This is a genomic window from Pseudomonas sp. TE24901 (genome assembly GCF_054058375.1).
Genome location: NZ_JBSSAF010000025.1, coordinates 1 through 12,190, shown reverse-complemented (window position 1 = coordinate 12,190; position 12,190 = coordinate 1). Strand labels below are relative to the sequence as shown.

Here is a 12,190-nt window from a genome sequence, read left to right as displayed (position 1 = left end):
TCATGTTGCAGGGAGGGCAAGGTTATATATCTATAGTTCGGACACTTATGCACCTAAACTCCTCGGCAACCGGCTCGCGTCATATTCCCATTTTTTCCCCCAATGAACACGCGGGTGACGCCACCCATAAGCGTACGCGCAGGCAACTTCCTAATACTGCCGACCTGCCGGCCACTCCGCCCCCTGTTGTTATACCGGATCACGACGTACCTGCGAATTTTATCAGCAAGGTCAGCCAGGCTAAGTCGGGGCTCAACTATGAGTCGTTCATGAACGGTTACAACAACCCTTTTGCTGTCGTGTTGCCGGGTTATTTTAAGGACATGAGCAATATTCAGCTTATGCGGCTGAGCCTGGCCCCGTCGTTCACTCCGGAGCAGATGGGTGCTTTGAAGTTTATGATTGAAAAGCGACTGGGTAACGAAAGACTTGAAGATGTCAATCTGTTTACGAAAATAATGACGGGTGAGGGTGTAAAAGTAACGCCGATGTCCCAGGGATTCTATCTGCGGGTCATCAACCAGTTGTCCCCAGGGCAATGTGCAGGGATATCTCACTTAATGTCGCTGGCGATAGCCGAGGGAAAAGAGCATATCTTTCTGGGTAACATCTATCAGGCGCTTGCGGATCCGGATGCGCCTGAGTCCCTGGCGTTTTTCAAGAAACTGGCTCAAGTACACGCGGTCGTTACAGATCCCGATGTTGCGCATGATTCGAAGACCACGAAGTTTGTGCCTCCTGCCGCCATCGCCTCGGAACTGATCAACTCGCCCACCACCAAGACACTCTTGATCAGCACTGGCGGTCACCGTGTGACAGCAGGTGTCATTGTCAATCCCCAAGGACAGCACGCCTACTACTTCTTCGATCCGAACTTTGGTTTTACTATGTTCTCTTCCAAAGAAAGCTTTAAAAAAGGACTGAAAAAGATATTTGAACACCCCGCGCTGAAGGGTTCTTTGGAGACAGAATTTCAGAGTGGCGGAAAACCTCTGTACAAAATAAGTGTATTTAATCCTGATCACCTGCCAGCCCTTTCTGGCGCGTCAAACGATATAAGATTTATGTACAACGCTCCTCTCAGTGGGCTGGATACTCTCAATATTATCAATGTTTCACATGTTCCAACGGCGGAAAATCTGACGTTTCAGGGAGCAGGGCCATCTTCTGCCGAGATGACCGACTACAACAGAGTTTCGTATGAGTTGAAACACGTGCATAGCTCCAAGGGGATGTCGCAGTTTCATAAAGCGATAGAGGCGGTGGCCGCTGTAAGGCGTTTTATGCGCCATCATCCAGGCAGCGCGCTTTCGCCTCGTATGATCGAACTGGAGCAGAAGTTGATCGCTGCAATCAATGAGGCGCGCGGGCCGGCTGACTACCCCTATGCCTTTGAGCGTATGGAACAAAAGCGGGCTCATCTGGTTATCGATAAACTGGGGAAATACAAGAAATCTGAGAGCGCTGTTATTCAGGGCATCGAGTTCAATATGGCTCGCGATCTCAGTATGGGGCCTGACCAGTCACAGCACGTGACCGACGCAATAACAGCCGCGTTGCTCAAGCTTCAGCAAAGTGATCCAGGTGTGGTGAAGTCACTGGGTTCGACCATCAATGTCATCATTGCCAAACCCGGTAGTCGACCGCAAACGCAGTTGTTTATGAGGCGTCCTCCTGTTTTGATTGTCGGTGATGATTTCTTCAACCCTCCTGCGGCCAAAGGCGGCACTGTCGCGGATCAAGTGGGTCGCCAGGCTCAACGCAACGGCGACGCTCCAATCACCGCAAAACAAGCGGCGTTGCTGCTCGGAAAGCTCGGCATGCTGGGTCATTACAACGGTGATTCCGGCGGGTTTCTGAAGTTGGTGGATGGCGCGCCGGTCAGTTCGCACGCCAATCCACGCCAAGTGGTAGAGGGCGCCTATACCGCGCGTCTCTATGGGGTGCGTTTGCACAGCAATACCCAAAACGCGGTCGAAAACCTGTTGTTGCCAAGCACGGATAAGTCAGCGCCCGCCGCGCCCCAAGGACGCAATACATTCTCCAGAGAGGGCGACGCTGAACTCAAGCGCCTGCAAGCCCAGGACGCCAGCCAACCGCCAATCCGCGTTGGCGAGATGGACGTCAGTCGCGCCGAGCTTTACCAAATGGGGGTACAGGTTGGTGGCAAGCCGGTAGTAGGTGCAATGGTCCCTGATTCGCAGGGACATACAACCGGTAAGGTGCAGATCGACTACACCCGCCTCCTGGCGTACCTGCAATCGGCGCCGCCTGAAGACGCTGAACGCATGGCAAACATTGTCAGCGAACTGGCGGCCAATCGCAGTCCCACTGACGCTCCTTTGATGACTCGCAGCGATGGCGGGCTCGTTCCTGACACGCTTCAGAAGTTTGTTGCTGAAACATCACAGCGATCCGCGGCAGTACGTGATCTGGTGCGTAGCGGGAAACCAATGCCCGCCGATTTTTTTTCCCCGCCAGCGACTGGCAAGCCCGGGGCAAAAACGAATGCCGCCGGGCTTGGATTTCGGGCTTTCAGCACGTATCAAGGGTTGCGCAGTTCTATCGAGAGCCTTCAGAAAGGCGATACAACAGGGGGTGTCATCGGCCTTGGGGCGGTGGCATCCGATTATGTCGGGATGGGGGTCGAAGCTGGCCTGAACAAGGTGGCGCAACATACCGCCAGCAAGATGGGGCCTTCGGTACTTGGCTTCAAAGCGTCCAGCGTCGGCAAGATGATAGGAAAGGTCGGGGGTGGGGCCGGCCTGGTCATCAGTGTTCCCTTTGACATCTACCAGGCCGTCAAATCCTTTAAAGATGCAGGTGAAAGCACCGGGAAACAGGCTCAAGACCATTACGTCAACGGTGCATTTTCGATTGCCAGCGCGACGACATCGATCGTCCTGGGCACTGCGTTTCTGGCGGGCGCCAGTGCTGCAGGGCCGGCGGGGCTGATTGTGGCGGGGGTCTTGATGACTGCGCAGATGATTTATACGGCTGTGCGTACCGTAGAAGACATTGAGAAATACACACCGCTGACGGGAGGGCAGAAATTCGTCACCGGCGTTAAATCATTCCTGGGTTTTGAGCCAGGATTCGATGTGATGAAACCCTACCTGGAAAAGAAATACAGCACCGAATACGAGCAGCAGAACAGGGCCCGCTACCAAGCGTTTCTGGACGGCCCGGGCAAAGAACAGTTTGAGCGGGTGGTGATCGGCTCAACAGATGTCGAGGCCAAGCAGGTGCCGGGTACGGTCCCGCTGACGCCGGCGCTCTGGTATTCGCCCATTACCTGGTTGCAGCACCAGATCAGTGTGCCGGGCCAAGTCACTAAGGTTGAAGCCGCGGGCGGGAATGACCATATTTCAGGTACGTTCAACTCATGGAACGGCAAGTCTGTCATTGCCGTAGAGGGTGTGCCCGGAGAGCATAAGACCACGCTGTGGGATCTGGGTGGTGGCGATGATTGGGTGACGGGTATCAAGTCCAAGCCCAATTACTTTTTGATGGGCGGCGGCAAAAAGGGCATTAACGGCGGGGACGCCGACGATACGGTGGTGTTTAACGCCGATGCCCGTCAGACGTTGTCGCAGGCCGAGCAAGTGGGTTCGACGACCGCCAAGGACGGCACCAGCCCAAGGCAAACATCACTCGATGGTCACGGTGGTCGTAATACCCTGGCATTTTCCGGTGCATTGACAACGTCGTACAAGGAAGACGGGCAGGATAAAACCGCTCGATACGCAGGCCACGTGATTAACTTCAAGACGAATACGATCTCGGTCAAAACCGAGGATTCGAATACGGAGGGGGTGAAGAAAATCGCGCATTTTCAATCGTTTTCCAGCGTGAGTACGGTCGAGGGCGGGGAAAGCTTTATCCAGGGCAATGATGAGAACAACCTGTTCACGCTCAACGGTGAAAAGGATGTGGTGTTCACCGGCAAAGGCGCGAACGTTGTGCGTGTGCAGGGCGGTGCCCACATTACGGGAGAAGGCGGGCACAACACCTACATCGTGAACAAAGGGTACGGGAAGGTGGTGATCGACGACCCGGCCAGCAGTGTCGTCAAACTCGACTACAGCGCGGCACAGATCTCCGGATGGCGTGTGTCGAGTACGGGTGATTTGTCGGTTGATGTGAGTGACGGCACGCCGGGGAACAGCCGAACGCTGCTTTTTACGAGGGCGTTCTCCAGTGATGCAAAGGACAATAAGGCCCGACCTGTGTTCATCACCAACGACGGGGTGATGATGGTGATCAACGCACCGCGTCGAGACGGCTCCGCGGACCGAACGCTGCAGGTGAACAGCCTTAAAATCCAGGCTGATACGTCTAAGCCTGAGTCGCTGCCAGCGGCCTGATAGCCCCATCAGCTGGCTGGTCACCTCGCCAAGGTGCCAGCCAGTCAATGGCCATGTGCAGGCCGGTCAGATGATTTTTGCGCCGCTGCCCCCCGGTGGGTGAGGTTGGGGTTTCTCCGGCGGAGCGTCCGACGGCAGTTGCTTGGGCGGCGTGTTCGGGTCTTCGTAGTGCTTGTGCAAGCCCCCGTCCAGCCGGTTGCTCGACGAGCCACCTTTTTGCGGCGTTTCGTCGAAGTGTTCCCATTCCGATTGCTGGAAGCGAAAGATACTGTCGTCGGTCGGCGCGTCGCGGCCGCCGTAGTGGTGGATTTCGTAGTGGGCGTACTCGACCTTATCGGCCCAGTTGTCCTGCAGCAGGCCGTCGCCGGCCAGGTCGCGGTACCAGTCGTTTTCTTTCTCGGTGGCCTTCTGCTTTTTGTTGTGATCGACAAAGTAGCCGATGATCCCACCCACCACCGCCAGTACCACACCCACCAGGAACAACGGCCCGGTCAGCGCCGCCGCCGTGCCTGCGCCAAACAGTGCGGCGGCACCCAGTACCCCGGCCGAGGCGCCGAATGCACCGCCCGCCACTTGCAGGCCGCCGGCCGCCTGGGCCAATGGGTCTTTGCTGTCGACACCGCTTTTGATCGCCAGGGCGCCCAACACGATATCGGCAAACCCCCCGGCGATGTCCGTGGCCGGGCCGAGCACCTTGATCACCGAACCGGCAATCTTGGCTGACTTGGACGCGCCCAGCTTGGCCGCGCCCGCGGCGGCCAGGCCGTCATCCAGGTGGGTGGCCAGGCCTTCGGTGGCTTCGGTGACGGCCTTGTCGCTTTCGCCGAACAGCTTGGAGATGCCGTCGTACTGGCTGTCGGGCACGGCGTCCAGGGCGGTGGCGATCTTGTTCTTGACCTCGGTGGGCAGTTCGCTGGTGCGGAATTCGAAGTTCGGCTCCTGCAGGCCGTTCTTGCCCCAGATTTCCGGCAGGGTCTTGTCCAGCCCGAGGAAGTCCACCAGGCCGCCTTTGCCCAGGGTTTCGCCGATCTTGTCGCCCAGGCGCACAAAGTGGCTGGAGCCGCCGGCAAAGCTGAGGAAGTCCTTGGCGATGGTCATGCGCTGGGCCGGGGTCTCACCCAGCTTGCCGCCTTTGCCCACCAGTTGGTAAATCGCCGAGAACATCGTCACACCGGCGCCGAGGGAGCCGAGGATGCCCTTGCTGTTGAGGGTGTGGAACACCTCGCCGAGCATGCCGCGATCGGCCACCGGGATATAGGGTTTGCTCAGGGCGGTCTTGAGGTCGGCTTCGCTGATCGCACCGTTGTTCTTGTACACCTCGCCGAGTTCTTCCAGGGCCTTGGTGACGGCGGCGGATTTCTCCTTGCCTTGCAGGCCTTCGTTGAGGAATTTTTCCAGGGTTTCCTGGGAGCGGCGCGGCAGGTCGAGCAGGGTGCCCTTGAGCACGCCCTTGAGCAGGCCGAACAGGTCCTTGGTCGCCAGTTCCTTGTTCTCGTCGGAGATCTTGCTCGGGTCCGAGAGGATCGCGTTGAGGTCGGTGGTCAAGCCGTCGGCCTGGATGTTCTGCGCGGCCTTGCTCGCAGCTTCGGGGTCGAACAGCGACAGCGAGGTGAGGGTGTCGCTGAGGTCCTTTTGCGCCTCGGAGGTCTTGCCCTGGTCTTGCAGGTCCTTGAGGTACAGCACGTAGTCCGGGTTGGCGGTGAGGTCCAGCAGCTTCTGCTTGATCTCGTCCTTGTTCGGCAGCTTGTTGATGGCGTCGTCCATCTTCGCCTTGTAGTCGGCCTGCACCGTCGGGTCTTTGAACAGCTCGCCGATCTGTTGCTGCACGGCCTTGCCATCGATGATGTCGTGCATGTCGGCCGAGGTCAGCTCGGTCTGCTTGTCATCGAACTCGCGCCACGTGGTGTTGAACGGGCGCCGCGCTTCTTCATAGCCGGTGATGCCATGGCCGTTCTGGTAGGCGGCCTGGGCCTCCAGGGCGCGGACCAGCTTGGCCCGTGGGTCGTCCTTGGGAATCGAGCCGTCCTTGACGCCGGCGCGGTAGGTGTCGATCAACTGGGTAGTGGCCAGTTCGCTCACGCTGAGGGTCGGCGACTTGTCGTCCTTTTCATCGGCGTGCACGCCGGTGTCCATGTTCAGCACATCGAGGTCGCCGGCCTTGGGCAGGTTGTGCTTGCTGCGGGTGTCGTCCACCGCGCCGGCGCTGAAGGCGTCCCACTTGGCCTTGACGTCGTCGTAGAGCTGCGGGCTGAGCTCCTTGGACACGATGACCTTGCCTTCGCTGGTTTCATAGCGGATCAGGCCGTCACCCAGTTCATCCGGGGAGCCGAAGGTGATGTCGGTGTTTTTCAGGAAGTCATTCGGCCCGGCCAGCTTGTAGCCGGCGTCTTCGCTGGTGTGGATCTTGTCCCAGGTGTCATGGGCAGTCGCGACGCTCTTGAACAGCTCGGGACTGACGTCGGACGACACCACCACCTTGGTACCGTCGTGCAGTTCGTAGGTGAGGATGCTGTCTTTCTGGTCGTTGTTCCAGCTGAAGGTCTTGTAGTCGTTCAGCCCTGGAACCGGGGTGTTGGCATCGGCGAGCACCGCGCCGTTGTTGAGTTCGCCTTCGACCACGGCTTTTTTGTCCGGGTGGGTGTAGACCTCGTGCAGGCCCGCCAGGTAGTCGAACAGCTTGGGGTTGTCGTCGCGAGCCACGACCATTTTCTGGCCGTTGCTTTCGAAGCGGATCAGGCCCGGGCCCACTTCGTCTTCGGGGCCAACGGTGGTGCCGGCGTAGGGCGGCCACACTTCGTTGTCGCTGGCGCGCTTGTAGCCGGCATCTTCGCTGCTGGAGAGGCCCATGAAACTTTCGTAGTCGTTCTTGGCTTTCTGGAACGCTTCGGGGTTGTCGCGCTGGCTGACGACGAACTTGCTGCCGTCCTGGGTCTCGTAGCGGATCACGCCCGGGCCGGTTTCATCCGGTGGGCCGAGGGATTTGTAGTCGGCGAGTTTTTCCGGGGCCGTGGCATCGCCGCCCAGGCTTTGATAGCCGGCATTCTGGCTGGCGACCACGCCGGAGAGCGCCTTGAAGTCTTCGCTGACCTGCTTGAACAGTTCCGGGCTGTCGTGCTCGCTGACGATGACTTTCTTGCCGTCCTGGGTTTCATAGCGGATCAGCCCGGGCCCGACTTCGTCGGGTGGGCCGATGGCCTTGTAGTCGGCGAGGGCCGGCGGTGGCGTGGCGTCCTTGGCGGCCAGCTCATAGCCTTGCTGCTTGCTGGCATCGAGCCCCGACGGCGTCTTGTCCTGAGCCTCGACCTTCTTGTTGGCGCTGTTCTTGAGCAGCACATGGAACGCCGCGCCGGACTTGGGCGGCGTGCGGGGAAGGGCTTTGGGGTCGGACGCGCGATCGAGGGGCTGTGTCGTCATGCCATGGAACTCCTACTGTTACCGGTGGGACGTAGCGGTAAAAACAGTAACAGCAGGGGTTGGCCACTCGTTGCGAAAAGTTGTGAATTAGGCCTGGCGGTGGCGCAGGGCCTGCTCCATGCGTTTAAGGCCTTCTTCGAGCATCGCCCGTGGGCAGCCGAAGTTCAGGCGCACGAATTGTTGGCTGTCATCACCAAACTCGATACCGGCGCTCAAGCCGACTTTGCCTTGTTCGAGGAAGAACTGCTGCGGGTCGTCCAGGCCCAGGGCGCTGCAATCGAGCCAGGCGAGGTAAGTACCTTGTGGCGCGTGCATCACCACGCCCGGCAAACGGGTCTGCACGGCGTTCAACAGGTAATCACGATTGGCTTGCAGGTACTGCACCAGCGCGTCCAGCCATTCGCCGCACTGGCTGTAGGCGGCGCGGGTGGCTTCCAGGCCCAGGGGGCTGACGCTGTCGACCATGCCACAGCGTGCGTTGTTGAAGCGCTCGCGAATTTCAGCGTTCTGCACCACGGCAAAGCAGGTTTTCAGGCCGGCCACGTTGTAGGCCTTGCTCGCCGACATCAGGGTAATGGTGCGCTGGGCGATCTCTGGGCTGAGGCTGGCGGTAGGAATGTGACGGCGGCCGTCGAAGCACAGCTCGGCGTGGATTTCGTCACTGATGATCAGTGCGCCGTTTTCCAGGCACGCATCGGCCACGGCTTGCAGCTCTTCGCGGGGGAAAACCTTGCCCATGGGGTTGTGCGGGTTGCTCAGCAGCAGCGCGCCGGCGCCCTTGAGTGCTTCGCGCATTGCGGGCAGCGGGGTATGGTATTCGCCGTCGATCAACTCGAACGGCACTTCGATGCGCGGCAGGTTCCAGTGACCGGGCGCCAGGCGGATCGGACGGTAGTTGGGGGTTTGCAGCACCACGGGCTGGCCCGGTTGCACAAAGGCATGCAGGGCCATGTTGAAACCGGGCTCCACGCCGGGTAGGAACAACAGCTCCTCGGGCAACACGCGCCAGGCGTACTTGGCCCACAGGTCTGCGACGATGGCGTCGCGAACGTCCGGGCCGGCCACGCTGTAGCCCAGCACTTGCTGGTCGAGGCGCGCGTGCAGTGCCTGCAGAATGGCGGGTGGCGCGGCGATGTCCATGTCGGCGATCCACATCGGCAAAACGTCTTGCGGGTAACGGTTCCACTTGGTGCTGCCGGTGCCGAGGCGAGTGTGGATCGTGTCGAAATCAAAGCTCATGGAGGGGCTCGTGTCAGGGAGGCGGGCAAAGAATGGCGCCGATTCTAGCGCCATTAATTTTATAGGCCAGTGCTGATTGCCTCCGACAGTTGCCGATGGGCCTGCTCGACGGCCCGTTTGACCGCATCTTCACCCCGCACCATGGCGCCCAGGTAAACGAACTCCACGCTGCGGATGCCTACCGTCGCGAGGATGGCGGTCATGTAGGGCGTGAGAAAGTCCGGTTCATGGCCCTTGCGCGAATTGCCGGAACTGACCAGCACAAAGGTGCGCCGGTCGTCCAGCAGGCCGACTTTTTCAAACTGTTCGTTGACCGTGAAACTGTGCTGGATGCGCACCACATGGTCGACCCAGGCCTTGAGCGCGGCCGGCACGGTGAAATTGTGCACTGGGGTGCAAATGATCAGCAGGTCGCAGGCCTCCAGTTCAACGATCAACTGCTCCGACAAGGCCGTGGCGTTTCCACTCAGCCCGCCCGTGCTGGTCAGTGCATTGGCGTACTCGCGGGTCAGCGGTGGCAGCGCTTGGCCGCCGTAGTCGCGCTCGATGACCTCAGCCCCGGGCACCAAGTCGCTTAAAAAGGCGCGAGCCAGCTTGAAGGTGTGCGCGGCCTTGCCGTGGGGGCTGAAACTGAGGAGCAGGGCGCGGGTCATTGGTTCAGGTCCTGGGAAAAATGCAAGCCCTTGGGCAACAAGCCCTGGCGGAAGTAGAAACGCTGGGCCAGGGCCATGTGCAGGCCGGTGTCCAGGACCAGGTAGCGATAACCCAGGGCGCGGGTTTCCTCGCGCACGCGCTCGAGCAGTTGTTCCCCCAGGCGCCGACGTTGCAGCACGGCGTCTACCACCAGGTCATCCACATAGATGAAGCGGCCATACAGGGTGTTCTCGGTGTGCCGGTAGCCGATCAGGCCGATGACCTTGCCGTTCTCGCAGGCGGCCAGCAGGTGATAGCCGTTCTGCCGCTGGCGTTGGATTTGCCGGGCAAACCCTGGCGCATCCGTGAGGTGCGGGCGCAGCTGCTGCATCACGGCAAAGCTGGCGAGGCAGTCGGCTTCGGTTTCCATGGGGGTGAATTCGACGTGCTCATTCATGGTCGAGGTTCTCCAGGTGCGCCTTGATCGCCGCCGGCACTTTGCGAAAGCTGATGGCGACGCGGTTCAGGGCGTTCATCAGGGCAATCGCCAGGGTCAGGTCGGCGATTTCCTTCTCGCTGAACACTGCCGTGGCCTCTGCGTAGTCGGCATCGGGAATCTGGGTCTGTGCCACGTGGGTGACGGTTTCGGCCCAGGCCAAGGCGGCCTGTTCACGCGGTGTGAACAGCGGCAAGCCTTCGCGCCAGGCCGCCAGCAGCATGATTTTTTCCAGGCTCACGCCCAGCTTGAGCAGGTCGCGGGAGTGGGCGTCCAGGCAGTAGGCACAGCCGTTGAGCTGCGAGACGCGCAGGTACACCAGGTCGATCAGTTCTTTTTCCAGGCCGCAGCCGTGGACATAGCTGTGTACCGAACCCAGGGCTTTGTAGCCGACAGGGGCGGCCAGGGCGTAATCGAGGCGGTGTTTCATGGTGCGATCCTTGTGTTCGTCAGGTGATGCGCCATTTTCGGTGGCCGGTGCGGTGCTCGACAGGGGCATGATTGGACAAGTGGGTTGGGACATGATCAGACTTCGCCTTGTCTTACCGCCGAGCCCGATTGCGATGTCGTCACTGCCCAAGTACCAGGAAATCTACCGGCGTTTTCGCCTGGCCATCGACCAGGGCCAACTGCGCCCCGGCGAGCGCGTGCCGTCGGTGCGCGCATTGGCCCAGGAACTCAAGGTGGCGCGGGGCACGGTGGAAACGGCGTACCAGTTGCTGGTCAGCGAAGGGTTTTTCGAAGCCCGTGGGCAGGCCGGCACGGTGGTTGCCGAATCGCTGGCGCAGGTGGCATTGAAAAGTGTGCCGGTGTCGGCACCTGTCACCTCCGGCCCGCGCCCCCTGCAAATGGGCCTGCCGGCACTGGATGCCTTCCCGCGCAAACTCTGGGCGCGGCTGGTCACCCAGCAAGTGCGGCGCACCGACGCCGACAGTTTGGCCATGGGCGATGTGTGTGGCGTGCAGGCCCTGCGCGTGGCCATCGCCAGCTACCTGGCGCTGTACCGCGGCGTGGAGTGCGCGCCGTCCCAGGTGTTCGTGTGCGCGGGGTATTCGGGCGGCCTGGCCTTGTTGTGCGATGCACTGGAGATGGCGGGGCAGCGTTGCTGGTTCGAAGACCCGGGGTATCTGCATGCGCGACAGTTGCTCCAGCACAAAGGCGTAGCGCTGGTGCCGGTGCCCGTGGATCAAGACGGGCTGGATGTTGAGCAGGGTCTGCAGCGTGAGCTTCAGGCGCGGCTGGCGATTGTCACACCGGCGCATCAGAGCCCCCTGGGCGTGGCGCTGAGTCCGGCGCGCCGTCAGGCCTTGCTGAGCTGGGCGCGGGAGCAGGGCAGTTGGGTGGTGGAGGACGACTACGACAGTGAGTTCCGCTACCGCGGCCAGCCGCTGGCGGCGCTCAAGAGCCAGGATGCCGATGACCGGGTGATCTACGCGGGCAGCTTCAGCAAGATGCTGTTTCCGGGGTTGCGCCTTGGGTATCTGGTGGTGCCGGTGGCGCTGGTCGAACCCTTTGAACGCAGCGCCCGGGTGTTGCAGCAGCGCAGTGCGCAATTGCTGCAGCTGACGGCGGCGGACTTTCTGGAGCAGGGGCATTTCACGCGGCATTTGAAGAAGATGCGTCAGTTGTATGCGCAACGGCGCGGGTGGTTGGTGGCGGCGTTGCAGGCGCATTGTGCGGAGTTTCTGCGGGTGGATGAGCAGGCGGGCGGGATTAACTTGCTGGCGCGGTTGTTGGTGGACGTGCCCGATGAGGTGGTGGCCCGGGCGGCGGGTAAGGCGGGGTTGGGGGTGCAGGCGTTGTCGGGGTGGACACTGGAGGCTGGGGGTGGGCAGGGGGTGTTGATGGGGTTTACCAATTTGTGTACGGCTGGGGAGGCTGATTCGGTTGTTTTGGTTTTGAAGGGAGTTATTGGGGGGTGTATATCCGGAATTTAGGTAACGGCCGCTATTGGTTCCGCCCTTACGGCGGGTCACTTTTGGAAAAGAGCCCGGAATGCCGGCCCAGCCAAAAGTAACCAAAAGGGCTCTTGCCCCAACAC

7 protein-coding genes are annotated in these 12,190 nt (G+C 60.5%); 2 read left to right on the top strand and 5 right to left on the bottom strand.

Annotated elements, in window-relative coordinates; translation table 11 throughout:
- Window positions 1-269 precede the first annotated feature (269 nt).
- Entirely contained in the window at window positions 270-4,367 is a 4,098-nt protein-coding gene (locus ACVWVP_RS30075) for a hypothetical protein (protein ID WP_457409721.1), read from the top strand.
- A 66-nt stretch (window positions 4,368-4,433) separates the two neighbouring features.
- Here ACVWVP_RS30075 and ACVWVP_RS30070 read toward each other — a convergent pair whose 3' ends face one another.
- From ACVWVP_RS30070 to ACVWVP_RS30050, 5 genes are all read right to left on the bottom strand, one after another.
- Window positions 4,434-7,781, bottom strand: coding sequence for a hypothetical protein (locus ACVWVP_RS30070; RefSeq protein WP_259171269.1), 3,348 nt, complete (start codon window positions 7,779-7,781; stop codon window positions 4,434-4,436).
- An 87-nt stretch (window positions 7,782-7,868) separates the two neighbouring features.
- A complete protein-coding gene (locus ACVWVP_RS30065; RefSeq protein WP_457409718.1) occupies window positions 7,869-9,020 on the bottom strand; it encodes a MalY/PatB family protein in 1,152 nt (383 codons plus the stop codon).
- Between the two features lie 59 nt (window positions 9,021-9,079).
- The gene (locus ACVWVP_RS30060) at window positions 9,080-9,673 is read right to left on the bottom strand and encodes an FMN-dependent NADH-azoreductase (RefSeq protein ID WP_457409715.1); all 594 of its coding nucleotides are present in this window, start codon (window positions 9,671-9,673) and stop codon (window positions 9,080-9,082) included.
- On the bottom strand, window positions 9,670-10,110 hold the full coding sequence (locus tag ACVWVP_RS30055; RefSeq protein WP_457409712.1) for an N-acetyltransferase family protein: 441 nt from the start codon (window positions 10,108-10,110) through the stop codon (window positions 9,670-9,672). The genes ACVWVP_RS30060 and ACVWVP_RS30055 overlap by 4 nt, the downstream gene beginning before the upstream one ends.
- Window positions 10,103-10,579 (bottom strand): carboxymuconolactone decarboxylase family protein, encoded by a 477-nt coding sequence (locus ACVWVP_RS30050; protein ID WP_457409765.1) that lies wholly within the window; start codon window positions 10,577-10,579, stop codon window positions 10,103-10,105. The genes ACVWVP_RS30055 and ACVWVP_RS30050 overlap by 8 nt, the downstream gene beginning before the upstream one ends.
- Before the next feature lie 133 nt (window positions 10,580-10,712).
- Here ACVWVP_RS30050 and pdxR point away from each other — a divergent pair, with 133 nt between their 5' ends.
- Window positions 10,713-12,086, top strand: a complete 1,374-nt coding sequence (pdxR, locus tag ACVWVP_RS30045; RefSeq protein ID WP_457409763.1) for a MocR-like pyridoxine biosynthesis transcription factor PdxR — start codon at window positions 10,713-10,715, stop codon at window positions 12,084-12,086.
- Window positions 12,087-12,190: the final 104 nt, after the last annotated feature.